Here is a 25451-nt window from a genome sequence, read left to right as displayed (position 1 = left end):
TTGAGTCAGCCAAACAGCGGGATACGGAAGCCATGTTGAAACTCGTAGAAGTATTCAAGACAGATATCTTGCGTATCAGTAAATTTATTTATTTGCCGGAGGAGGATGCCGTGTCGGAGGTAACGCTGGAGTTCCTCGAGTATGTTCTAAATGCCGAGGTTTCTGAATTTAATGGCCCCCTTCCTCCTCCTCAAAAGAAACCAGCAGCACATGATGCGCAACGGTGTGCAGATCCCGCCAGATCCGATTGACGGCCGTGTCTTCCATCACCGCGTGCATGCCCAGATACGGGAACAGTTCGCCGGCGCAGCGGACGGCCGTGCGGGCGGCCTGTTTACTGATCCGCCCGATTTCCCGCTGGGCTTCTTCCGTCAGCGCACCGCCCTTCTCCACCTGTTCCCAGGACTCGCGAACCGCCCGGTAGAACGTATCGCGGGCTTGATTCCATTCCGTCTCCATCCGCTCGATCCGTTTGCGGACAAACGAATACCGTTCAGCTCGGGCAGCTTCCCATCCCGTCTTGTTCGCTTCCGCCAGACCGGACGCCTCGTCCAGGAAATGACGCACCAGCCCCAGGGCCATCGCCGCGAACGACGTCTCCGCAAACGGAAGGAACGGGTACCGGTAAATGGCGTGATCCCCGAACCCCTTTTGCTCCGCAAGATCAAACGTCCGCTCTTCCGGCACGAAAATCCGGTCCACCCTCATGGTATGAGACTCCGTCGCCTTCAGGCCAAAGGCGTTCCAATCCGGAACGATCTCCACCTGCTCCGGCTTAAACACAAACGAACGGACCGGTGCCTCCTCGTCAGGCTCCGCCTCTCCTGTGGCGATGCGGCAGTTTGCCGTAAACAGCGTCGCATAGGAAGACCCGCTGCAGTATTTCCACGAGCCGGTCACGGTATAGCCGCCCTCCGTCTTGCGGGCCACGCCCGAGGGTGCTCCGCTGCCGGCAACCACGGCCGCTCGGGGAGAGAACAACTCCCGTGCCACCTCCGGCTCCATATAAGCCGCAAACATGCCACCGCCCGATCCGATCGTCACCAGCCAACCCAAATTCCCGTCCAGCCAGGCGGCCTCCTCAAACACCCCCAGCGCTTCCGGAAGCGCCAGCATCCGGCCGCCCAATTCCTCCGGCACAAACAGTTTGAACCAACCAAGCTCATGAACCGCTTGTAGCAGACCAGGGTCCAGCCTTCTCGTCCGCTCCATCTCCGCCGAACAGGCGCGCGCCGTTTCCTCTGTGATCATCCCTAGTTCCCCCTCCGTATATAAGTCGCGAGCCCTTGGCGGATTCGCAAACACACCCAAACACTCCGAACGCTCCCGAACCTTGGGAAGCCTTACAATCCCTCAAGTATCGCCGGCAAATCCTTTACATGGCGAGCCAGCCACTCCATTTCCTTGGCGAACCGGACAGTCGTGTCTCCTTCCCTATCCATCTCCGCATGAATCCACCAGACGCATTCCATGTACCACAATAGCTGCATAGCCTCGGTCAAGAACCCCGGGGCCGCAGGCCGTTCTTCCGTATACCCTGCCATGAAGGCCCGGGCGAGCGAGGCATCCAACCGCCCCTGAACGTCGAGGGCGCAAGAGAGCACCGCCCGGGCCGCATCGAGCGCCGGATAATCGTAATTCAGCCGATCAAAATCAAGCACAGCCGCTACCCGGTCCTCAAAAAACAACAGGTTGTCCACCCACAAGTCCCGGTGCGCCCACCCCGTAGCAACGCCCGTAAACCGATCCATGTCCGCCCCTTCCGTCGCCCGGAGTTGGACTTCGATCTCCCGCACAAGGTGATCATCCCCCGCCGCCGAAGCCGTTTGCTTCAGGGATCGCCAAAGGCTCATCCGCTCCTCGCGGCTCGGCGGAACAAACTGCGGGCTTGCCTTCGCGCTCAGCGTCCCGTCGTTCAGCAAGTGATGCATCCGGGCCGTGACGAGGCCCAAGTCATGGATCTGCCGCTCACGGACCCGGCCGGGCGGAATCAGACTTCCCTCGCTAAACTCCATCACCAGAAAGCGTTCGCCGCCCTCGCTGGTCACAAATACCTCCCTGTGGTCCGACAGCAACCGGGGACATGGCAGCCCGCTCTCCCTTAGCCTCATCTGCTGCGAAACAGCCCGGAGCAATTCTTCCGACTTGTAAAGTCTAAACCGCTCCCTGTTGTACTGTTTGATCAGAAGCTGTCCCGCATCCGTACTCACTTTCCATTTCAGGTTTAACCATCCCCGCCGGATCGGCGTGCGTTCGAACACCTCGATCCCGAAGCGGCGGCGGAGACTATTCTCAATGTCTTCCCAAATCTGTTCTTCCGATTCCGTTGGATCCACCCGATTCACCTCACGCGGTGGTGCAATTTACTAATTTCCATCTTAGGCGACGTCCCGCCTTTTGTAAATCACCTTAAAAGCGCTCCCATCCAATAGAACAAATCTTTGTTCCTCTACAAAACAACGCAATTTACCCCAAGGCCCTCTGTCCCTTTTTCCCTATGCTATAATTGAAAAAACACCCCACCTTAAGGGAGGCGGCAGCCGAGATGCCACGAGCGTTCCGTTTTCTGATTCCCCAAAAGCTGAAGTACCGCTTGTTCGCCGCGTTTGTTTTTTTGATCCTGCTTCCCTTCTGCGCTTTGAACTTATATAACTACCAGCGGATCGAACTGCTCGTGCAGCAAAAAATCAGCCAGCAGAGTCATTATCAGCTGGAGCAGATGTACCGGACGCTGGAGGAACAGATCGGCGTGGCCTTTAAAACGCTAATTTTCCTGCAGCAGGACAGCACTGTCAAATCCGTGCTGACGCATCCCGAACAGCGCAACCCGCTGGAGAACAAGAGAATGATCGAGAGCATTTTCAACAATTTGAACAACAGCTTTTTCCTGTACAATCCCTCCGTGTACTTTACGCTTCTGGATTTAAATGAAAGCGTATACACGTCTTATTCGCCCAGAGCCGTGCTGGATTACCGGTCCATGAGGGACAATCCGGGATTCGCACGGAATTCCATGAACGGAGGCTCCTACCGCTGGGTGCCTAACGACGAAAATTACGTCCTCCGGGATATTTCGGCCAGTCCGTACCTGCTGTCGGTCTATGCTTATTTGGAGGATGCGCAAAAGACACCCTATGGCCTGGCCCGCATCAGCATCGACTACTCCTCCTGGTTTCAGTCGGCGCAGAAACAGTCGGCGCTACAGCAGGAGTATTTTCTGGTGACGAGCTCGGGGGACACGATTTCCCGGTCGGCGCAGGATAGCCGATTGTCCCACAGCGTCTTGTCCCGCATTTCCGCCCGGCCGGAGCAGAAGTATTTTATCGACAAGCCGTCCAATTCCCTGATCAACTACATTTATGTGGAATCTTTAGACTGGTACATCGTCAACCGCATCCCTCTCTCTGTGCTGTTCGTCGAGATCGAGGATTTGAAGCGGCAGTATTTTCTCACTTTCTTTTTGCTGATGGGCGTGTTCCTGGTGATGACCTTCCTTATTTCGGCGACGATTACCCGTCCGCTGTCCCATTTGCAGAACAAGATGAAGGCCGTCGTGCAGAAGAACTTGAAAATACGCCTGCCCGAACATAAATTCAGCGGCGAGATCCTGGATTTGACCCGGACCTTCAACACGATGCTGGACGATACGAACGAGTTGATCCGACGGCTGAAGGCCGAAGAACGGCTGAAAGAAGCCGTGCATTTTCAAATGCTGCTGGCCCAAACCAACCCTCATTTTTTGCTGAATACGCTTAATACGATCAAATGGATCTCCATCCGCCACCAGAATGAGGAGATTACGAACATCACGCTGTCCTTGGGCAAGCTCCTGGAAGCCAGTCTGAACACGGATAAAGATCTGATCCATCTTCAGGACGAAATGGAACTAGTCCAAGCCTACGTCCACATTCAACAGGTGAGGTACCGCGACAGGTTCGAGGTGACGTATGACTACGAAGACACCGTCCGGTATGCGCTCGTTCCGAAGCTCAGCCTACAGCCGCTGGTGGAGAACGCGATTATCCACGGGTTAAGCCCGCGGCCCGGTTCGGGGCGAATTCAAATCAGGGTCTATCAAGAAACGCCGGATCAACTGACGGTGGAAATCGCGGACAACGGCGTCGGCATGGAAAAAGCGCAAGCCGCCAAGGGAGCCCGCAGGCGACCGGGCATCGGACTCGGGAACATCCGGGAGCGATTGCGTCTTCTTTTTAAAGAGAAAGGCACAATGAAGATTTGTTCTTCCGATCAAGGCGTGACCGTCCGCTTATCGTTTCCGCTGCTGCTCTCGCCCCCTTACGCCCATGAGCCATGGAATCAAGCCCAAGGGCATTCCTAATACCGGGAGGAATATTCATGTGGAATGTACTGCTCGTCGAAGATGAAGTGTTCGTGCGGGAATCCGTGCGGGAAATTATCGCCTGGGAGGAACTCGGGTTCACGGTATCCGGGGAGGCCGGCAACGGCGCGGAAGCGCTGGAGCTGATTCGGCGGGAACCGCCCGATCTGGTCCTGACGGACATTATTATGCCCGAAATGGACGGGGTCGAGCTGTTGAAACGCAGCCGGGAAGAAGGCTACGACTCCCGCTTCGTCATGCTGACCTGCATGAGCGATTTCGAATACGTCCGCCAGGCCATGGAATACGGCGCATCGAACTATATTTTGAAGCTGTCGATGAGCGTGAACTCGCTGCGGGAGACGTTGCGAAAAATCAGCGCCGAATTGCAAAAGGATCGGGTTCAGGGAAACCGGCCGGCTGTGAGCCCGGCAAAATCGGCGTCCCGCCCGGCACTGCCGCCCCTGCTGCAAGAGAATGTGACCACCCATCCGGAAATCCAGAAAATCCTGCAGTACATCCACGTCAACTTCGCGCAGGATATCACCGTCAAATCCATGTCCCAATATGTGATGATGGGGGAGAACTACGTCAGCTCGCTTTTCAAAAAGAAAACCGGCCACACGCTCATCCATTACCTGCATCAAGTCCGGGTCAACCAAGCCAGCCGGTACCTGATCGAGACCGACCTGCCCGTACATGAGATCGGCCACCGGGTCGGATTCATGAACGACAATTACTTCATTAAAATTTTCAAACGGCTGACCTCGCACACGCCCAGCAAATACAGGCAGTTGAACAAAACGGATGATAGAACAAAACTGTAGGACGCTTTACCCGACCACCGCCGCAAATGCGCATTTCTGTCGCATGAAGTCGGTGGTTTTGTTTCTTATGCCCTTTGGGTCCCGCTGATAAGCTGTAGGGGAGATCAAGTTTAAAGGGAGTGGGGCTTTTGTGAAAACATCCTGGATGAAACGTCAGCAATATCTCGGCTACTTATTTATCGGGCCTAATATGTTGGGGGTGCTGCTGTTCTTTATTGTTCCTGCCGCGTATTCATTCTACCTCATGTTCACCGACTACAAGTTTATGAACCCGGATACGAATTTCATCGGAATGGCCAACATTCGGCGCATGCTTCAGGATGAGGTCTTCTATACCGCCATCGGGAACACGCTGTTGTTCCTACTGTCGGTTCCGCTGTCCATCGGCCTCGCTTTTATCGTCGCCGTCATGCTCAACCGTTCGGTTTTTCTCAAAAAGACGCTGCGCGCCTTGTATTTCATGCCCTACATTACAAGCGGGGTAGCCGTCGCCTTTGTCTGGATGCTGCTCTTCCACCCGAACAACGGCCCTATTAACGGCATTCTGCGCTCGCTGGGCGTGACCAATCCCCCGGGCTGGCTGTCCACAATGGACACGTCCATGTACGCCATCGACATCATCTGGATCTGGTTTATGCTCGGGTACAACATGATCATCTATCTGGCCGCCCTGCAGGAAGTATCCGGCGAACTGCTGGAAGCCGCCAAAATCGACGGAGCCCGCACCTGGCAAACGGTCCGCACCATTCTGTGGCCGCTCGTCAGCCCGACGACCTTCCTGCTGCTGATTACCGGACTGATTATGTCGATCAAGCAGTTCGGCATTATCCAGGCGATCACGCAGGGCGGGCCGGGCAACAGTACGACCGTGCTCTCGCTGTTCATCTACCAGAACGCCTTCCGTTATTACGAAATGGGCTACGCCTCCGCCATCTCCTGGGCTTTGTTCCTCATCATCCTGCTGTTCACCACGGTCCAATGGATGGGACAAAAACGCTGGGTCCACTATTAAGGAGGGAAAACCGACAATGACTAGAGCCCTGATGCAAAAAATCGTTCTCACGCTGCTTATGCTGTTTTTCAGCATCGTCATGATCGTTCCTTTCCTGTGGATGATCAGCACCTCGTTCAAAACGCCGGCGGAGGTGTTCCATTACCCGATCCGGTGGATTCCCACCGATTTCCACTGGGAGCATCATCTGAAAATATGGACAGGACCGAACAGCTTCGTGCATTATTACTTGAATTCGCTGAAAGTGGCGCTCCTCGGTACAGCCGGGGCGGTACTGCTCTCCGCCTTGGCGGCTTACGGCTTTGCGCGGATCGAATTTAAGGGCCGGAACGCGCTGTTCCTGATTTATTTGTCCATGATGATGGTTCCGCCCCAGGTTCTGTTCGTGCCCAAATTCATCATGTTCGACTGGGCCGGCATTTACAACACCCATTGGGCGCTGATTCTCCCGGGGATGTTCACGATTTTCGGCGTGTTTATGATGCGGCAGTTTTTCCTGTCGGTGCCTTACGAGATTTCCGAGGCCGCCTTTTTGGACGGAGCCGGGCATTTCCGCATCTTCTCGCAAATTATTCTGCCGATGGCCAAACCTTCGTTGGCCACGCTGGCCATCATCGATTTCTCCTGGCATTGGAACGATTACGAGAACGCACTCGTGTTTCTGATCGACCAGGATCTATTCACCGTTCCGCTCGGTCTGCAGAATTTCATTCTTGAAAATAACGTCGACTATAACGGCATGATGGCCGCGGCCACCGCCGGGATCATTCCGATGATTCTCGTCTTCCTGATCGGCCAGAAGTACATCATTGAAGGCGTGGCCAGCTCGGCGGTTAAGGGTTGAACCTAATGAGGAAGGGAGTGCTTTGGAACATGAAATTGGAAAAGGTTCATAACGATATCACCGTGGTCGGCGGAGGGCTGGCCGGCGTATGCGCCGCCGTGGCGGCGGCCCGGCTCGGGCGGAAAGTCGCCCTGGTCCACAACCGCGGGGTGCTGGGCGGCAACTCCAGCAGCGAGGTGCGGGTATGGGTCTGCGGAGCGACCGCGCACGGGATTAACCGGTACGCCCGGGAGACGGGAATCATGGGCGAAATGTTCGTCGAGAACCAGTACCGCAACCCCGACGGCAACCCGTACCTGTGGGATCTGGTTGTCCTGGAAACGGTGCGGGCCGAACTGAACATCTCGCTATATCTGAATACCGACGTGCATGAGGTCGAAGCGGAGGGGCCGGACGAAGACCGGCGAATCCGGTCGGTGACCGGCTGGATGATGGGATCGGAGCGGCGGATCACCTTCGAGAGCCCGATGTTTCTCGATTGTACGGGCGACGGACTCGTCGGGTTTCTGGCGGGAGCGCGGTACCGGATCGGCCGGGAAGCCCGGCATGAATTCGGGGAAGCGTGGGCGCCGGAGGAAGCCGATGAGATTACGCTGGGCAGCACGCTGCTGTTCTACACGAAGGACGCGGGACATCCCGTCAAATTCGTGCCGCCTTCGTTCGCCAAGGATATTACCCGAACGCCGATTCCGCTGAAGCGGATCATCCGCAGCGGGGACTCCGGCTGCCACTATTGGTGGATCGAGTGGGGCGGCGAACTGGACACGGTGCACGATAACGAGCGGATCCGCGATGAGCTGTGGTCCGTAATCTACGGCATCTGGGATTACATCAAAAATTCGGGCCGATTCGACGCGGACCGCCTGACGTTGGAATGGGTCGGCTCCCAGCCGGGCAAGCGCGAATATCGGCGATTTACGGGAGATTACGTCCTGACGCAAAACGACATTATCGCCCAGCAACGTTTTGATGACCGGGTCGCCTTCGGGGGCTGGTCCATCGACCTGCATCCGCCGCAGGGGATGTATGCCGAAGCCAGCGGCTCCAAGCATATGCACGCGGACGGCAACTACCACATCCCGTTCCGCAGCCTCTATTCCGCCAACGTGGCGAACCTGCTGTTCGCCGGGCGGAACATCAGCGCGACGCACGTCGCCTTCGGCACCACCCGGGTGATGGCCACCTGCGCCATCCTGGGGGAAGCCGCCGGAACGGCGGCCGCGCTGTGCGCCGAGCGGAACATGACGCCGAGAGAGATGTCCCGGCACCATACCCCGCTCCTGCAGCAAACGCTGCTGCGGCAGGACGCCTCCGTGCTGGGGCTCGTCAACCGCGACCCCGGCGATTTGGCCCGGCAGGCGGTCGTACGCGCCTCCTCGCATCTCTCGCGGATCGCCGTGGAGACCCCGCGGGAGGCCTACCCGCTGGAGAACGACATCGCCGTCCTGCTGCCGGCCGACCCGGGGCTACGCGGCAAGCTGGAATGGCTCGTCGACGCGGCCGGCCCGACGGAGATGACGGTCGAGGTGTGGAGCACCGGGCGACCGGAGAATTACGTTCCTGCCGCGCTAGAATACCGAGCCTCGGTGCAGGTTGCCGAGGGTCCGAAACAGTGGGTCGCGGTGGAGCTCGACTGGATGCCGGACGAAAGCCAGAACGCTTTTGTCATCGTGCGCGGCAATCCCTTGCTCCAGTTGTATCTGTCGAACTCCACAGTGACAGGCCTGCTTGCTTTTGAGCGGGGCGTAGGGTCCGGCGTATCCAAAGATTTGGAGGATCACGACGACACCCAGCCGGTCGTGGAATGGAGCATGAAGCGGCTGGCGCGCCGGCTTTTCTGCCTGCGGGCGGACTTCCCGACGGAGGCTTACCGCCCCGAACGGATCATCGATGGCTACAAGCGCCCGTATGGGGGGCCGCATATGTGGCTGTCCGGGCCGATGTCGGCGGCGACGGTGACGGCGGCGACGGTGACGGCGGCGGTGGATGCGGTGGCGCTGACGGCGGGGGGAGCGGTTACGGAGAGCGTGTCGGCGACTGAGGACGCGGTGACACCGGAGCAGCCTGCTCCCTGGATCGAGCTAAGCTGGGACCGGCCCCGGGAAATCCGGGAGCTGCACCTGATTTTCAATGACGATGTGAACGAGGACCTGATCAATCTGCATCATCACCGGACACCCTTCGAAGTCATCCCGGAACTGGCCAAATGCTACCGGATCGAGGCCCTGGCGAACGACGGAAGTTGGACCCCCGTGCTCCGCGAAACCGGCAACCGCCGGCGAAAACGGGTCCACACGCTTGCCCGCCCTTTGACCGCGGCGGCCGTTCGGCTGGTCATTGAAGAGACCCATGGCTCGGCTTACGCGGAGGTCATCGAAATCCGGGCCTATGAGTAGACGGCGGTAGTGTGCAGGCAGGCGTAGTGTGGAAGCGACCGTTGGGTGCAGAGGCCGTAGTGTGCAGGCGCCGTTGGGACCTGTTACAAAGAAATGGGGCCTTCTATGACTGCTAGCGTGGCATTAAAACTGACATGGGTGCTAACCTTGCCAGCCTTTATGAGACTTATTCGCCGGCTTTAGTGACGACGTGGCGAACTAGGCCTGGTACCCGCAGCTTCTCTTGCCGGCCGCCAAAATAACTGCCTTCTGGGCAATGACGTTGCATCAACCCTTCCTTGATGCTGCCCATTTGGGGCCAATCCGCCGCTTCGGCAAGCAACATGTCGAACTTAGATCGTCGTCTCCGCCTCTAAACCATGCTAACGGTCGCCACAGCCGTTATTTGCCCTGTTTGCGCTGAATCCAAATTCTAACGGCCGCCACGGCCCCTATTTCATATAAGTATGGCTGTTTTGGTCGAAATGAAGGTAAATAACGGTCCACACGACCGTTAAAATCCCATTACGTGATTCAATCGCAACATAACGGCTCTCACGGCCGTTAGACTTTCTAACTGCAGAACCTTGTTTAAAAGCCTGTACTTTTTTGCGAAGTTCTTTAAAAGCGATTAAGGCATCAAGCTCCGTTGTAATCATGTGTCAGGGTTAATGCAACGCAAGTGACTTTTGGGCCGTTATTTTGGCTCGATTCGGCTCCACGGCATAATAGCGGTCAAAAAGGGCCTTATTTACCTTGTACGAAACCCAGATCAGGGTTTGGGCCGCTTTTTTCCAAAAATAAGCGCCTAAAGAGCCAAATTCGACAAAATAGCGCCTTAAAAGACCCTTATTCACCTCCCCTACCTCAAAACGGAGTTGACCGCTGACAAATTTGCTCAAGTTTTCCGCACCGAAGCCTAATTGGCAGAAAAAGCGTCCAATTAGGCCGCTATTTTCGGAGAGCAGCCCGAGAAATCAGCCGGGCGTCGGCTCCAGTCCATACCTCAATTCCGGACCAACTTCACGTACGCCGTCCCCACGTTCTCCTACTCCACCTTAACCCACGATCGCATCGTTATTGGAATGGCCGCTAATTTCAAAAAATTCGGTCCCAGCTGGATAGGCGTTGGACCAGGTCGACCTGCTGGAGGCGGAGAAGTTCTCGTCATCCGAGAAATGCTCCACCTCGCCTAGCTTCTCCCCGATTTCCGCCGCGGGTACGCTTTCCTCCGTAACCCGATAACTGTCCCCCTGCCACCGGACGAAGGCATAGGCCCAATCCCCGCTGCCTGTAGCGGCCCGATCGGAGCAACCCGCGACAAGGCTCGAGAACAAAACCATAACCGCCAAAAACAGGCGTCCCAAAATTCCCACCCCGTTTCCTAAAGTAAAAGTCTGCATTTTTTACCATTGTACCTTGCATTTACTTGGGGTGGTACGTGCGAAAGGTAGAAGATTAGTTAGTGGAGTAAGGTGTTTTATCGGCGGGTTAGGAGGAACGGGCAGCGCGATTAAGCAGGGGGCCGGAATGGGCTAGGAAGTAGATTCCTGCATTTTTGCATCCTTTGCTTATGTTCTTACTTTCCGGCAACCTCGGCCCATTCCGGCCCGGTCAACTGCATACGCTGCCGACTTCCGGCTACTCGGGAGTGTGTCGCCGTCCTACTTGGAGCGAGCGCTTGCGTTTGTCCACCGGGGCGGGATCTGGATCGCCGGGCCTCCGACCGGCGGACGGACGGCCGAGCATACCGTTCTGACCGATGCCGGGCAAACCTTCGGCGTAGCCGCCCCGCTCTCCGCGCGGGGTTTGAGCCGGCCGGAAGCGACCTCGGTGGTCGGGGGCTGGATTTTTTGACGGAGCGGCCGATCTATTAGTGAGCGCGTGCTGGCCCCCAATACCAGTACAAAGAACCCCTGCAGGTAATGCAGGGGTTCTTGTCCAATCACGCATATTTGCATTCAGCGAGATCGTCCAATTAAAATTGTGTTAAATCGAGCAATATCGAATTACCGAATTGGATATATAGATAAAATTAATAAAGTGCAAAGGACTGATTTAGGTGCTTGTGGAAGTGATGTTTGGCACTTAGAGAGCTAAATGGGAAGGGTATTGGGAAATATGTCCCCAGTTCGTTTTCCGACCTACGCTTTAAAAAATATAAAAGTAAAAATGGTTATCTTCTAGTGATTGATAATAGTTTGAATCTCGTTTTGCAGTGAAGATAATAGCTCTTTCATATTTATATCGTCATTAATAGCCTTCCACAGTTGTTGATTAGCAATTTTGAAAATCTCGTCATTTTGCTCAGTACTTATTGGAATATTGGGAATATCTGACGGGGTAATACTATAAAATGCTTTCCAATTCTTATTAAGCTGACTATAGTATCCATCCCGTGACAGGAGTACGGAAAAATCGTTACTCGATTGATATGTGTTTGCAAATTCTGAACCATTGATATACTCAATAAATTTCCAACTTTCTTCCATTTTACTCGATCCGGAATAAATTCCAAAAAGGGCATTTGGCAAAATAGCTGAGGCGCTCTTAGAATAGGCTGGATCTACCGGCGCGGTGACAACGTCCCACTCGAAATCCGCATTTAATAGATCATCCATCAGATAGGAATAGTCAACCGTCATAGCTATGTTTCCGGATGTAAATGGAAAGTTACCGGGATTTTCTTCAATTTTATTAATGCTTTCTCTTGTTTTCAAAGTTCCCGCTTTAGCCCCTTCCAGAATAGGACCCAAAACATTCTCCCAACTCGAAGTATTTATTGTTGCTTGGCTTCCTGCTGTACCTATATAACGAACCCCTTGTGATGCTGCGATATCAACAGCCATACCAAACAAAGTTTTATCATAATATAGTCCTACAAAATCACTTTTATTTGTAGCAGATTTCGTTATAGTAGTAGCCAATTTAAAGACATCTTCCCAACTCACTCCATCGACTGGATAATCCACACCATATTGATCAAAAAGCCTTTTGTTATAAAATAGTGCCTTTGCTGAAAATGTTGGTGTTAAAGCATAAATGTTACCTTGACCTTTTGAGCGTAAATATTCCAGCAAATTGGGGTTTACTTCCTCAATTTTTAAATTTCTAGATTTGTTAATGTATGGATCAAGTTTCACCAACATTCCTTCAGAAATAATGGAGTCAAAAAACGTTTCCTCCACATAAACTATATCAGGTTGTTCGGTTTTTATTAACTGTTTAAGCGTTTTCTCGCTCAGTCCCTGCTTATAATAATCAGATAATGGTATGACTTCAAAATCTATATTGGGATGCTTTGCACTGAAGACATTTCCGTATTTGGTCATAAACTCATCAGTATCAAAATAAAGAACCCTGAGTGTAACATCTCTTTCCACTGGTCTATTCGCACACCCCGATTGCATCAACATAATGACCACAAGGATCACAATCCATCTTTTCATACTAAAATCTCCTTAATACAAATATTTATTAAAAAGATAATGCATTCTGTTTATTTTCCACGTACCACTTGGCTTGGGTCAAATACATGTTTTTGTAGTAACCATTTTTGCTCATCAGCTCAGAGTGTGAACCGCTTTCTATAATTTCACCATCTTTTAAAACAATAATATTATCTGCCTGTTTACAGCTCCCCAGTCTATGGGTCACAGTTATAGTAGTCATCCCTGCAGTGATCTTATAGAACAGATCCAGCATATTTGATTCAGCTATTGGATCCAGTGAAGACGTAGGTTCGTCAAAAAAAATAATTTCAGCCTCTTTAAATAGCGCTCTCGCAATTGCTATCCTTTGCCACTCCCCACCGGATAAGTCTATACCATTAGTAAATCTCTGTCTAAGCCATTTGTCTTCGATAGGAGGTTGTCGCTCTCAATTTGCTGGAGTATAGATAGCACCTTCTCATCCGAATCAAAGCTTTCCACGTCTGTTAAGCTTATATTTTCCCTAAGCTCCCGGATTTTCTCCTTAAACCGTGAGATCGTCTTGGGAGCCAGTCGAATCGTCGCCTGCTTAATGGATAGGAAGCTAAATCCGAGGAATTTGCGCCTCCATGGCCTGTCAACCGCACTTTTCTCCCGATTCACTTTTAGTTTCAGCTTTCCTTCTACAAAGCGAGTTATCGATTTCATTACACGTTCGCCTGCCCATCTACTCGCGACGAAGATGTTGCAGTCGTCTGCATAGCGGACGAATTTCAAGCCACGCTGGGAGCTCCTCCGTTTTGCACCACTCGGTTATAGGCGAGCCTAATGTTCTCTCCTTCGAGCATTCGCTCTAGCAAGTCGTTCTGTGCTTGGCGATAGGAAGGGGCGATTTGTGCCGGTGGATAGCTCGGCGCTCCAGCATACCCTGACGGCTTCACCGTTTCTCTTTGCTGGCAGCTCCCTTCCGGGATATTCGGCTGTCTTTGCTCTCCACTCGAACGCATCGGTTTCCTCTCTCCTTTCGGCTTACGCCCTTCCGCTTTCCGGCGTCCCGTACTTACGTACTATGGCCTCTGCTGACTCCTGTGGGTTCAGCGCAACCTCTCGGTTGCGGTTACGAAGTGACTTCGCATTTTTTTCCCACAGGCCTCCCCAGATAAGAGCGTCATCTTTCCGCCCGCGACCACTGGAGTCTATAAGATTAGCCCTTGGCGGCTTTGGATTTTGTTGTGTCTAGGCAACTCATCCGACTAATCCTGCCTCAAATCCAGTTCGTGTACCTTGGCCCGTGCTTTTGCCTCCGGCTTCCTTCAGATTCCACCTCGCGATGGACACCCTTGCTTTTGGCTAACGGTAGGCGCCTCGCCAGCCCCCGTTCAGGACTCTCACCCTAGAGATGACGCCCATGCTGGGCGTACAATAAATAGACCCGTCCGCTTAAGCGGACGGGTCTATTTTGTATGTGTATTGGCGCGTTATTTTGATCTTAAGAACGCTTCAGGTTGTAGAAGGATTTCAAGCCGTTGTATTGAGCCAGTTCGCCCAATTGATCTTCGATGCGGAGCAATTGGTTGTACTTCGCAATACGGTCGGTACGGGAAGGCGCACCGGTTTTGATTTGGCCGGCATTGGTAGCAACCGCGATGTCAGCGATCGTGCTGTCTTCGGACTCACCGGAACGGTGGGAGACAACCGCTGTATAACCAGCGCGTTTTGCCATTTCGATCGCGTCGAAGGTTTCAGTCAGCGTACCGATTTGGTTCACTTTGATCAGGATCGAGTTACCGATGCCGTCTTTGATCCCTTTTTCCAGACGCTCAGTGTTAGTTACGAACAAGTCGTCGCCAACGAGTTGGATTTTGTTGCCCAATTTTTCAGTGAGCAATTTCCAACCTTCCCAGTCGTCTTCAGAGCAGCCGTCTTCGATGGTGATGATCGGATATTTGTCAACCCAAGAAGACAAGAGGTCAACGAACTCAGCAGGCGTAAAGGATTTGCCTTCGCCTTCGAGATGATATTTGCCGTCTTTGAAGAATTCGGTGGAAGCTACGTCCATGCCCAGGAAAACATCTTCGCCTGGTTTGTAACCAGCTTTCGTAATAGCTTCCATAATGGAAGACAAAGCGTCTTCGTTGGAAGTGAAGTTAGGAGCAAAACCGCCTTCGTCGCCAACAGCCGTGTTCAAGCCTTTAGCTTTCAGAACGGATTTCAGGTTGTGGAAAATTTCAGCGCCGATACGAAGAGCTTCTTTGAATGTAGGAGCGCCTACAGGCAATACCATGAACTCTTGTACGTCAACGTTGTTGTCGGCATGTGCGCCGCCGTTAACGATGTTCATCATTGGAACCGGCAGTTGTTTAGCATTGAATCCGCCGAGGTAAACATACAGAGGCAGGTCCAAAGCGTCAGCTGCAGCGCGGGCTACAGCCATGGAAACGGCCAGGATGGCGTTAGCGCCGAGTTTGCCTTTGTTTGGCGTGCCGTCCAAAGCGATCATCAGTTTGTCGATGCCGAGTTGGTCCAGCGCGTCCATTCCGATCACTTCAGGAGCGATGATTTCGTTTACGTTCTCAACGGCTTTCAGAACGCCTTTGCCGAGGTAACGGGATTTGTCGTCGTCGCGAAGCTCAACCGCTTCGTGAGCGCCTGTGGAAGCGCCGGAAGGAACGATCGCGCGTCCGATGGCGCCGGATTCCAAGTATACTTCAACTTCTACTGTCGGGTTACCGCGGGAGTCGAGGACTTCGCGAGCGTATACGTCAGAGATAATAGTCATGTGTATATTCTCCTTTTGATTTTCAATTTTTTAGGATTGTACTGCTATCTATATCCAATATATCAAAATCTTAAGCCTTGCGGCCAGCAATCATCGATTGACCGGTCATTTCCGCCGGCTGCGGCAGACCCATCAGGTCGAGGAGCGTCGGTGCCACGTCGGCCAGAATGCCGCTTTCGCGCAGGATCACATTTTCGTCAGTGACGATAAACGGAACCGGGTTGGTCGTGTGCGCGGTAAACGGACGGCCGTTCTCGTCGAACACCATGTCCGCGTTGCCGTGGTCGGCGATGATCACAACGACCCCGCCTTTGGCCTTAACGGCGTCCACCACTTTGCCCACGCACTCGTCGGTCACTTCGACCGCCTTCTTCGTCGGTTCCAGCATGCCGGAGTGTCCGACCATGTCCGGGTTGGCAAAGTTCAGAATGATGGCGTCATGCTTGTCTGCTTCAATTTCCTTCACGCAGGCTTCAGCCACTTCATAAGCGCTCATTTCCGGCTTCAAGTCATAAGTCGCCACTTTCGGCGAATTGATCAGGATGCGAGTTTCGCCCGGAAGCTCCACGTCGCGCCCGCCGCTGAAAAAGAAAGTTACGTGCGGATACTTTTCCGTTTCCGCGATACGGAGCTGCTTCTTGCCTTGTTGTACCAGCACTTCGCCGAACGTGTTGTCTAGATTCTTAGGCGCATAGGCCACGAAACCTTCCACCGTTTCCGCAAACAACGTCAGGCAGACGAAGTGCAGATCCTTCGGAAATTTCGGTCCGCGGTCAAAGCCTTGGAAGTCCTTGTTCGTAAACACGTTGGACAACTGGATCGCACGGTCGGGACGGAAGTTCAGGAACACGACGGAGTCGCCGGATTCCACCAACGCGATCGGTTGGTCATGACCATCCACGATCACTGTCGGCATCACGAACTCGTCAAATACCGACTTCTCGTACGATTCCGTTACGGCCGTAACCGGATCGGTATACTTCGGACCTTCGCCGTATACCATCGCACGGTACGATTTCTCAACGCGTTCCCAGCGTTTGTCGCGGTCCATGGCATAATAGCGGCCTTGAACCGTAGCGATCTTGCCTACGCCTACTTCTTCAATCTTCGCGATCAGACGCTCGATGAAGCCTTTCGCGCTGTCCGGAGCTACGTCACGTCCGTCCAGGAAAGCATGGATATACACTTCGTGCATATCTTCTTTCTTGGCCAGGTCGAGCATCGCGAACATATGGTCGATGTGACTGTGCACCCCACCGTCGGAAAGAAGCCCGTACAAATGCAGTTTCTTGCCTTTCGATTTGGCGCTGCGAACGGCAGCAACCAGGGTTTCGTTCTGGAAGAACTCGCCTTCGCGGATCGACTTGGAAATACGGGTCAAATCCTGATAGACAATCCGTCCGGCGCCGATGTTCAAATGCCCCACTTCGGAATTGCCCATTTGACCTTCAGGCAAACCTACGGCTTCGCCGCAAGCGGTCAGGGTCGTATTCGGATATTGCTTCAGGTAACGGTCGTAGTTAGGCTTGTTTGCCTGTGCGACCGCGTTGCCTTCCACCGTATTCCGAAGTCCAAAGCCGTCCATGATGATCAGTGCTACTGGTTTTGGAGTGGACATCTTACTTTGCCCCCTCAACCAATTGAATATAGGAAGCCGGTTGCAGACTGGCACCGCCTACGAGCGCGCCGTCGATGTCGCTTTGGCCCATATATTCCTTCACATTTTCCGGCTTCACGCTACCGCCGTATTGAATGCGAATTTTGTCGGCTACTTCCGCACCGTACAGGTCTTTCACCAGGCTGCGGATATAGGAGATGACTTCATTGGCATCTTCCGAAGTGGAAGATTTGCCGGTGCCGATGGCCCAGATCGGTTCGTAGGCGATAACGACTTGAGCGGCTTGCTCCGCGGACAATCCCTTCAGGGCCGCTTCGGTTTGGACCTTCACGACATCCTTCGTTTGACCCGCTTCGCGCTCTTCCAGCTTTTCGCCGACGCACGGGATTGGCGTCAATCCGTGTTTGAATGCGGCATGTACCTTCTTATTGACGATTTCGTCGGTTTCGCCAAAATAAGCACGGCGCTCGGAATGTCCGATAATGACATAATCCACGCCCAGCTCTTTCAGCATTCCCCCGCTGATTTCGCCGGTGAATGCACCTTCGTCTTCAAAGTGCAGGTTTTGCGCGCCGATTTTGATCGACGTGCCTTTGGCGGCTTCCACCAAAGCCGGAAGATTCGTAAACGGAGCGCAGATCACGCTCTCTACGCCTTCAACTTCCGCTTTCCCTTTGATGCCCTCGAAGAAAGCTTTTGCTTCGGAAACGGTTTTGAACATCTTCCAGTTCCCGGCAATAATAGGTGTTCTCATGGAGCACACTCCTTCGTTAAAACTATCTTATTTATCGTTCAGAGCCACAACGCCCGGAAGCGCCTTGCCTTCCATGAATTCCAGGGAAGCGCCGCCGCCTGTGGAGATGTGGTCCATTTGGTCGGCCAGTTTGAATTTCTCTGCCGCCGCCGCGGAATCGCCGCCGCCGATAATGGTGTAGCCTGTTGTAGTAGCACAAGCTTCAGCCACTTCTTTGGTGCCGTTCGCGAAAATATCGATTTCGAAGACGCCCATCGGTCCGTTCCAAACGACCAGCTTGGAATTTTTGATGATTTCGGCATATTTCGCGCGGGTTTTCGGCCCGATGTCCACGCCTTCCCAATCCGCAGGAATGCTGTCGATGTCTGCATTTTTATGGTTGGCATCCGCGCTGAAATCGTCAGCGATGACTACGTCAACCGGCAGAACGAAGTTCTTGCCGAGCTTTTTCGCTTTCTCGATAAAACCGAGAGCTACCTCCAATTTGCTGTCATCCAGCAAGGATTGGCCGATTTCATAGCCTTGGGCTTTGAAGAAGGTATAAGCCAGGCCACCACCGATCAGAACGTTGTCGGCAATGTTCAGCAGATTGTCGATGACGTCGATTTTGTCTTTAACCTTGGAACCGCCGATGATCGCTGTGAAAGGACGGTCCGGATTCGACAAGGCCTTGCCGAGCACGGACAATTCTTTTTCCATCAAGAGACCGGATACAGCCGGCAAATGGTGAGCAATGCCTTCTGTGGAAGCATGCGCACGGTGAGCGGCACCGAATGCGTCGTTAACGAACAGATCGGCAAGCTCCGCAAATTGCTTAGCAAGCTCCGGATCGTTCTTTTCTTCACCCGGATAGAAACGAACGTTCTCAAGGACGAGAACATCGCCATTGTTCATCGCGGCAACTTTCGCTTTTACGGCATCGCCGATCGCTTCGTCCGCTTTGGCCACTTCCTTGCCCAGCAGTTCGCCAAGGCGCTTTGCAGGCAGCGTCAAACGCATATCCTCGTTCACTTGACCTTTCGGACGGCCCAAATGGCTCGCCAAAATCACTTTCGCGCCGTTTTCGATCAGATACTTGATTGTCGGCAGCGTTTCGCGAATCCGGGTATCATCGGTAATTTGGCCGTCTTGCATCGGCACATTGAAATCCACGCGGACAAACACGCGTTTGCCGGTTACTTCCACATCACGTACACTTTTCTTGTTCATCTCCACGTTCCTCCTAATAGGTAAGCGCTGCGCTTTGATACGCTCGGCACGGTCAACGCGCTGCGCATTTCCGGCTATACTACTTCGACGCTTGATTTCTCTCCTAAGCGGTACTGCTTCTCTATTTTTTTATAAAAAGGTGTGTGTGAATGTCGATAAAACAAAAAAATCATGAACCAAAGAGGAGTCCCTTGCAAAGGTTGCTCCTCTTTGGCGTGGTTATCAAAGAAATCGGGGATTACTTAACTTTTTTTGCGAAGTATTCCAAAGTACGAACCAATTGAGCGGTGTAGGACATTTCGTTGTCGTACCAAGCAACGGTTTTAACGAGTTGTTTGTCGCCAACAGTCAGTACTTTAGTTTGCGTAGCGTCGAACAGGGAACCGAATGTCATACCTTTGATGTCCGAAGATACGATTTCGTCTTCCGTGTAGCCGTAAGTTTCCGGATCGGAAGCGGCTTTCATGGCTTCGTTTACTTCAGCTGCAGTAACTTTCTTGTCAAGAACGGTTACGAGCTCAGTCAAGGAACCAGTCGGTACAGGCACGCGTTGTGCAGCTCCGTCCAATTTGCCTTGCAGTTCCGGAATAACCAGACCGATCGCTTTTGCAGCACCAGTTGTGTTAGGGATGATGTTCTCAGCCGCTGCACGAGCGCGACGGAAGTCGCCTTTAGCATGAGGAGCATCCAGCGTGTTTTGGTCGCCAGTGTAAGCATGGATCGTAGTCATCAAGCCTTCAACGATGCCGAATTTGTCTTGAAGTACTTTAGCCATAGGAGCCAAGCAGTTAGTAGTACAAGAAGCACCGGAAATTACGGTTTCCGAACCGTCAAGGATTTCATGGTTTACGTTGTAAACGACAGTTTTCATGTCGCCTGTAGCAGGTGCGGAAATAACAACTTTCTTAGCTCCGCCTTTCAGGTGAAGTTCAGCTTTCTCTTTAGTAGTGAAGAAGCCTGTGCACTCCAGAACGATGTCTACGCCAAGCTCGCCCCAAGGCAATTCTTCAGGGTTGCGGTTAGCCAGTACTTTAACTTCTTTGCCGTTAACTTTGAAGAAGCCGTCATGAACTTCAACTTCGCCTTCAAATTTGCCTTGCGTCGTGTCATATTTCAACAAATGAGCCAACATTTTAGCGTCTGTCAGGTCATTGATTGCTACTACTTCGATGCCTTCCACGTTTTGAATACGGCGGAAAGCCAAGCGTCCGATACGTCCAAAACCGTTAATACCAACTCTTACACTCATGAATAGATCCTCCCAGTGTTCGTTTTTTTTATTAATCAAGACGGGTGAAGTACCCGTCATGAGTAAACAGGTTCAGGCTGAATCTCATTGCTTAAGATTCCGTGTTCTTGTTCATGCTCTTGATACCTTCGAGTTCCTTCATAATATCCTCGGCCGCCGCTTCGTCCGTGACAAGAATATCTTCCTGTCCGTACAGCAACACCGCCAGGATCGCCTTCGCTTTGCTTCTTCCGCCCGCGATGCCGATGACCGTTTCGGTCCGTCGAATATCTTCCAGGCGAAGACCCAGGGTTAGCATTTTGTGAACGACGGCGCCATTCGCATTAAAATAGTAACCGAATGATTCCGCAATCGCGCCCTTGTTCTGCAGTTCCTGAACTATTGACTCCTCCAGCTTGCGACGCCGGGCCATCTCCATAGCGTCTCCGATACCGTGGACGACGATCCGCGCTTTGCGGATCATTTCAACGATGTCCTGGATGTTCGGATCACCCACTAACGATTCATACGCTTCCTTGCCGAGCAAATCGGGGACATGCAGCAGACGGTAGCCCGCCCCCACCCGTTTGGCCATAAGGGAAGCAATCGTGTTTGCCTGGATTTCCAGGCTTTCCCCGAGCCCGCCCCGCGCCGGTACGAACCAGCTCTGCTTGAGCGACAAGCCCGCCGGGTGACTCAATTGCTCCGCGACTTCGGCAATCGTACTGCCGCCGGTCACGGCAACGACATCCTCGCTGCGCATAACGCCGAGCAGCGCCTTGGCTCCCGCGCGGCCAAGCTCTTTCTTGGTCAACGGGGAAGCTTCGCTGTCGCCGGGAACAATCACCACTTTGCGAAGTCCGAAGGCTTCTCGGATTCTTTCTTCCCACTCGGACAATCCGAAGATTTCCTTCACTACCGGCTCCAGATCCTCCAGCAGTTTTCTGCCCGAATCACTGATTCTCATGCCTATATTCTCGATTTCAATCAGGCCCTGAGCCTTCAGGAGATCCGTCTCGGCCCGCAACACTCGTTCCGTCATGTTCAGGGATACCGCAAGCGTTCTGCGGCCGACCACATCCGACAACAAGATCTGGTGAAGAATGGTGTACCTTTTCTTGAGAATTTCCATGAGATCAGGAAGAAGCTGCTTTTGCATTTCTAAAATAGTTCGCATGCTTTCAACTCCTGCAAGCTTCGACTTCTCTCTCCTTCTCCTTGGCCTTAAAATGTCCCGGGTTAACTTTTTAAGTCCCACCGTTATTTTAACCAATTTTTAGAGTGGTTGCAAGCCTGACGTCCGTAGAATTCTCATTCTTTGGGCGTGTTATACAAACCTGTCTAAAAACGGGGGATTGTAATGGCCAACCATTTTTAACACTTGAAAATTACAGCCGGTGTAAAGGGTTCCTTTCACACGCTTGGCCTACAACTCATGGTTTGGTTCAAATTAACGGGATTTCTTCCCGTTAATTTGGTGTGTATACGGCTGCAGAGGCGATTTAGCTGGAAAACCTCCCGCTAATTCGTCTGAAATTGTGTATATCAGCAAAAGGGCTGCGAAATAGATGGAGCTTTTCCAGCTAAATCCGATCCAAGAGCCAAGAGCGGTATATTAACGGGAGATTTTCCCGGTAATGTTATAGATTCGGACGGTGGCACTTTATATCTACAATTGTGGATGTTAGCAACATATCTACGAAACCATTTCAGCATCCTTACCCAACGCCAAGCAATATGAATACAATGGGATTTCCCTCTTTTTTCAAAAATTTAGCGTTCCACGTGTCTATAGTATTGCATGCAAAAATATGTAAGCAAGGAAACAAGGAGGCAACCTTAGGTGCATCATATAGCGACAAAAATTGACTATCAATATTTCTGATATTAATATAAATAGTGGGAATAATTGAATTTATTGGAAGTGGAGTTGTTAAGGTTGCGCAGCTTTCTATTACTTCTTCTTACTTTAACTTTGACGATTTTATCAAGTTGTACCGAGAAACCGTTACCCCTGGAAAATAAAGAGGCGGTCAAATTAAACATCGGCTATTTCTCTGAGCAACACTTTGATGATAGATACGCTTCTCTTCTAGCGCTGGAATATCCGAATTTAGAGTATACCATCGTTCCAACAAGCGATATCTTAAGAAGAAAAGTAACCGTAAGTGAATGGGCGGAAAGCAATGATGTGGATATGATTTATTTGCCTTCAAATCAATTTCAGCAGGCTATAAATAACGGATTACTTCAACCCCTCGACAATTATATAGATCGGGAATCATTTCCTTTGGAAAATATGGTGCCGAGTGTCGTAGATTTAACAAAACAATATGGCACCGGCAAACTGTATGGATTGCCTCCTACTTTTTACAGCAGCGCTTTAGTATATAATCAGCAGCTTTTTGATCAATACGGTGTGAACTACCCCACTGAACAGATGACATGGGAAGATATTATCGTTCTGGCTAACCGGTTTCCAAAAGGGTTATCCCTACCCTATCCGTCCCCAGCCGATTGGTTGATCGACATAGGCCAAACCGAAAATCTTCATGTTTACAATGAGCAGACGAAAACCATCTCTTTAAACACCCCGTCCTGGGCAAAAGTACTAGAGTTAATAGAAGTACCATTAAAACGCGGGAATATTGCATTTAACGACATCAATAAAAATTCCTTCATTTCAGAAAATTATGCAATGGCTGTTGTTAATTACGAGGATGTTAACAGTTTAGAGCAGCAAGGCTCCGAACTAAAATGGAAACTGGTTACCATGCCAGTCAGTCCTGCTTCTCCCCAATCCGGTCACCATGTTTCGCTAGGGGGACTCTGGTCCATTCCCAGCACTTCATCACAAGCCGACGCTGCCTGGGAGTTGATCCGATTTTTCATGTCCGATAAAGTCGCGGAGTGGGAATATCGCTCCGTATACGGCTTCTCCTCGTTAATTTCTTATACTTCCTTAGGGGATCGTGACAGAAATTTTGAAGCATTTTACAAGCTGCGGCCCATAGAGAAAAACAATGTTGTTCCCGATCCAATGTATGATCTTATAAATGAATCCGTCGAACAAATCTTGTCCGGCCATAAAACGGTCCAAGAAGTTTTAGACGAGATGCCGAGTGAGTTAAGCCAGTAAGGGGAATGGGTTGTTTTAGGAGACATGTTGTAGATGGGGGATCCAATCTCCCTTTGTACGCTACGACATCCAACACAAAAATGACAAAGTTGACTGTACAAGGTACATTTTATAAGTCCGGTAATAAAAAGGAATCCGGGTCGTCATCAACTACGAAAAGAAATTCCGAAGCTACATGGTACACGAAAGATGGCGTATACTCCGATTCTGGATCGTACAGCTTGAACACAGCGTCGAGAACGTATTTTTCCGGCGGAAAGTACGCTCAAGATTACGCGTCGGATAGCTGGGGGTAATCTCTAAGGGTGGGCATCCCACCCTTCTTTCGCAAAGGGGAACTAAATATGCTCAGAGAAATTCGGATGTTATTATGCTTGCCGCTTATAACAATACTACTGTCAAGCTGCCAACCGCGTCAGCCGGAGGAGCCTGTCATTCTCAAAGTTGCTTATCCGTCCGCCAAGCAATTTTATGTTAACTTTGGTTATGCATTCGAAAGCAAATATCCCAACATCGATATTCAAGTGATTCCAAGCGATCCGGTATCCGAAGAAACGGGTTGGAATCGTGAAGGGGATGTTATTTACATAAATGGTATGGAGCAGTATAAGAGGGCTATTAAAAAGGGGATTTTAAAACCGATTTTTCCCCCGTTAACCAATGGAACGGAATCCGGCGATCTTTCTCCGATTGTTACGTCACTTTTGGGAGCCGCGTCGGACAACGGCCAGTATTATGCTCTTCCACCTACTTTCCATAGCGAGGCGCTTTATTACAACAAGAAGCTATTTGATGCTTATCATATCCCTTATCCCCGGAATGGAATGACTTGGGAAGAGGTGTTTGCATTAGCTGAACGGTTCCCGACTGAAGATGATCAGGGGGAACCCCTTTACGGAATACAAATGAACTATTATCGCAATGTTACCATAAACTTTATTTTAAAAGCGGGGCAAACAGAAAACCTAACTTATTTCGATCCAAAAACCATGAAAGTCACGATGAATACGGATAAATGGAAGTCCATCTGGACCGCCGCGGTGAAAGCTTTTCGTGCCGGGGTAGTTTATGATCAGGGAGAAGAACCCGATTCGATGGAACACCCCAAGTTTTTAACTGAAAATGCCGCTATGACCGTCACTTCCAATGCTCTTGCCTATAATTTTGAACCGTTCTCCCATTTTGAAGATGCTACCTCAATCGACTGGGGAATGGTTACAGCTCCGGTGGATCCTTTGAATCCGGATTATATGAATTTCTACGAAATATTTGACTTTTTTGGCGTTTCCTCAAGCACAGAACACGGAGCCGAAGCGATGAAATTGGTTAAATTCATAGCTGGAGATTCGGTGAACAGCCAACTATTGGCCAGGAACCAGCCAAATTATGGATTGCCCGCTGTAACCGATTACGTGGCGCAAGTTGGGGACCATGATTTGTCTCCTCTTTACACCCTTAAAGCAAATCCCAATTATGTTGACCTGTATACCCAAGTCGATGCCGAAGTTCTCGACGCCTTTCAGGATGCTGCCCAAGGCGTATTGGATAAGCTTCTGCAAAATGAAATCACTTTGGATGAAGCCCTTGCCGAGGTGGAAGTTAAGGGACAAGAGGCCGTTGACACCGCGGTCTTTACCCTTGAGCAAAAAAAGAAAAATAACCAAGGTGACCTCCAATAAATGCCGGACCACAATACATAAGAAAAACGCCTGACGGCGTCCTTTAGTGGCTCTGACTTCTACTTTGGAGTGATTGGAGGGATGGGTTCCCATCCCCTCTCAACCTTATCCGCCCACTTCGCCGCAAACTTGTATTCTGCCTTCGGCGTCAGGGGTTTTGTTTTTTTGGCCCCGCTCGCTCTCCGTCGTTGAACAATACAACGGCGAGCGAGCCGAT

General features: G+C 51.6%; 21 protein-coding genes and 1 pseudogene. 8 read left to right on the top strand and 14 right to left on the bottom strand.

All coding sequences use genetic code 11. The features are described 5' to 3' along the window. Nucleotides 1-168: 168 nt before the first annotated feature. Both V4U84_RS21030 and V4U84_RS21025 read right to left on the bottom strand, forming a co-directional pair. Nucleotides 169-1251, bottom strand: coding sequence for an acyl-CoA dehydrogenase family protein (locus V4U84_RS21030; RefSeq protein WP_334074050.1), 1083 nt, complete (start codon nt 1249-1251; stop codon nt 169-171). A gap of 92 nt (nt 1252-1343) precedes the next feature. Continuing rightward, complete coding sequence (locus V4U84_RS21025) at nt 1344-2336, bottom strand: phosphotransferase (RefSeq protein ID WP_334074049.1); 993 nt, start codon at nt 2334-2336, stop codon at nt 1344-1346. Between the two features lie 209 nt (nt 2337-2545). Between V4U84_RS21025 and V4U84_RS21020 the strand changes: the two genes are divergently transcribed. From V4U84_RS21020 to V4U84_RS21000, 5 genes are all read left to right on the top strand, one after another. Then, nucleotides 2546-4339 carry a cache domain-containing sensor histidine kinase gene (locus tag V4U84_RS21020; RefSeq protein ID WP_334074048.1) on the top strand — a complete coding sequence of 598 codons (1794 nt, stop codon included), beginning with the start codon at nt 2546-2548 and terminating at the stop codon, nt 4337-4339. 17 nt (nt 4340-4356) lie between these two features. Further along, nucleotides 4357-5166 carry a response regulator transcription factor gene (locus V4U84_RS21015; RefSeq protein WP_334074047.1) on the top strand — a complete coding sequence of 270 codons (810 nt, stop codon included), beginning with the start codon at nt 4357-4359 and terminating at the stop codon, nt 5164-5166. Between the two features lie 130 nt (nt 5167-5296). Then, a complete protein-coding gene (locus V4U84_RS21010) occupies nt 5297-6178 on the top strand; it encodes a carbohydrate ABC transporter permease (protein WP_334074046.1) in 882 nt (293 codons plus the stop codon). 16 nt (nt 6179-6194) lie between these two features. Beyond that, nucleotides 6195-7022, top strand: a complete 828-nt coding sequence (locus V4U84_RS21005; protein ID WP_334074045.1) for a carbohydrate ABC transporter permease — start codon at nt 6195-6197, stop codon at nt 7020-7022. 29 nt (nt 7023-7051) lie between these two features. After that, nucleotides 7052-9418, top strand: a complete 2367-nt coding sequence (locus V4U84_RS21000) for an FAD-dependent oxidoreductase (protein WP_334074044.1) — start codon at nt 7052-7054, stop codon at nt 9416-9418. 647 nt (nt 9419-10065) lie between these two features. On the opposite strand, the gene V4U84_RS20995 is transcribed toward V4U84_RS21000, so the two are convergent. Both V4U84_RS20995 and V4U84_RS20990 read right to left on the bottom strand, forming a co-directional pair. Beyond that, on the bottom strand, nt 10066-10299 hold the full coding sequence (locus tag V4U84_RS20995; RefSeq protein ID WP_334074041.1) for a PH domain-containing protein: 234 nt from the start codon (nt 10297-10299) through the stop codon (nt 10066-10068). A 156-nt stretch (nt 10300-10455) separates the two neighbouring features. Further along, the gene (locus tag V4U84_RS20990) at nt 10456-10749 is read right to left on the bottom strand and encodes a hypothetical protein (RefSeq protein ID WP_334077903.1); all 294 of its coding nucleotides are present in this window, start codon (nt 10747-10749) and stop codon (nt 10456-10458) included. Nucleotides 10750-11065: 316 nt separating this feature from the next. Between V4U84_RS20990 and V4U84_RS20985 the strand changes: the two genes are divergently transcribed. Next, the gene (locus tag V4U84_RS20985; RefSeq protein WP_334074039.1) at nt 11066-11254 is read left to right on the top strand and encodes a hypothetical protein; all 189 of its coding nucleotides are present in this window, start codon (nt 11066-11068) and stop codon (nt 11252-11254) included. A 326-nt stretch (nt 11255-11580) separates the two neighbouring features. Here the strand turns inward: V4U84_RS20985 and V4U84_RS20980 are convergent, their stop codons facing one another. The 10 genes and pseudogenes from V4U84_RS20980 to V4U84_RS20945 all read right to left on the bottom strand — a co-directional run bounded on the left by V4U84_RS20980 (nt 11581) and on the right by V4U84_RS20945 (nt 21593). After that, on the bottom strand, nt 11581-12846 hold the full coding sequence (locus tag V4U84_RS20980) for an ABC transporter substrate-binding protein (RefSeq protein ID WP_334074038.1): 1266 nt from the start codon (nt 12844-12846) through the stop codon (nt 11581-11583). Between the two features lie 28 nt (nt 12847-12874). Next, the gene (locus V4U84_RS26995) at nt 12875-13186 is read right to left on the bottom strand and encodes a hypothetical protein (RefSeq protein WP_416367284.1); all 312 of its coding nucleotides are present in this window, start codon (nt 13184-13186) and stop codon (nt 12875-12877) included. A gap of 161 nt (nt 13187-13347) precedes the next feature. After that, nucleotides 13348-13617, bottom strand: a pseudogene (locus V4U84_RS26990) (group II intron reverse transcriptase/maturase); the annotation flags it as partial. Beyond that, entirely contained in the window at nt 13602-13835 is a 234-nt protein-coding gene (locus V4U84_RS26985; protein ID WP_416367280.1) for a hypothetical protein, read from the bottom strand. The pseudogene V4U84_RS26990 and the gene V4U84_RS26985, both read right to left, overlap by 16 nt. Nucleotides 13836-14317: 482 nt before the next feature. Next, nucleotides 14318-15607 (bottom strand): phosphopyruvate hydratase, encoded by a 1290-nt coding sequence (gene eno, locus V4U84_RS20970; protein WP_334074037.1) that lies wholly within the window; start codon nt 15605-15607, stop codon nt 14318-14320. Nucleotides 15608-15677: 70 nt separating this feature from the next. Continuing rightward, nucleotides 15678-17225, bottom strand: coding sequence for a 2,3-bisphosphoglycerate-independent phosphoglycerate mutase (gene gpmI, locus V4U84_RS20965; protein WP_334077902.1), 1548 nt, complete (start codon nt 17223-17225; stop codon nt 15678-15680). A gap of 1 nt (nt 17226) precedes the next feature. After that, nucleotides 17227-17979, bottom strand: a complete 753-nt coding sequence (gene tpiA, locus V4U84_RS20960) for a triose-phosphate isomerase (protein WP_334077901.1) — start codon at nt 17977-17979, stop codon at nt 17227-17229. A gap of 27 nt (nt 17980-18006) precedes the next feature. Next, nucleotides 18007-19188 carry a phosphoglycerate kinase gene (locus V4U84_RS20955; RefSeq protein ID WP_334074034.1) on the bottom strand — a complete coding sequence of 394 codons (1182 nt, stop codon included), beginning with the start codon at nt 19186-19188 and terminating at the stop codon, nt 18007-18009. A gap of 238 nt (nt 19189-19426) precedes the next feature. After that, entirely contained in the window at nt 19427-20437 is a 1011-nt protein-coding gene (gene gap, locus V4U84_RS20950) for a type I glyceraldehyde-3-phosphate dehydrogenase (RefSeq protein WP_334074033.1), read from the bottom strand. Between the two features lie 91 nt (nt 20438-20528). Beyond that, nucleotides 20529-21593: a sugar-binding transcriptional regulator gene (locus V4U84_RS20945; RefSeq protein ID WP_334077900.1), complete on the bottom strand. Its 1065-nt coding sequence runs from the start codon at nt 21591-21593 to the stop codon at nt 20529-20531. A gap of 732 nt (nt 21594-22325) precedes the next feature. Here V4U84_RS20945 and V4U84_RS20940 point away from each other — a divergent pair. Beyond that, nucleotides 22326-23555, top strand: coding sequence for an ABC transporter substrate-binding protein (locus tag V4U84_RS20940; protein WP_334077899.1), 1230 nt, complete (start codon nt 22326-22328; stop codon nt 23553-23555). A 344-nt stretch (nt 23556-23899) separates the two neighbouring features. After that, nucleotides 23900-25234, top strand: coding sequence for an extracellular solute-binding protein (locus V4U84_RS20935; RefSeq protein ID WP_334077898.1), 1335 nt, complete (start codon nt 23900-23902; stop codon nt 25232-25234). Nucleotides 25235-25451 lie beyond the last annotated feature (217 nt).

Source organism: Paenibacillus sanfengchensis (assembly GCF_036864765.1).
Classification (GTDB): Bacteria; Bacillota; Bacilli; order Paenibacillales; family Paenibacillaceae; genus Fontibacillus; species Fontibacillus sanfengchensis.
Note: the sequence above shows the minus strand (reverse complement) of the source record. Positions and strands in the feature narration are given on the sequence as shown.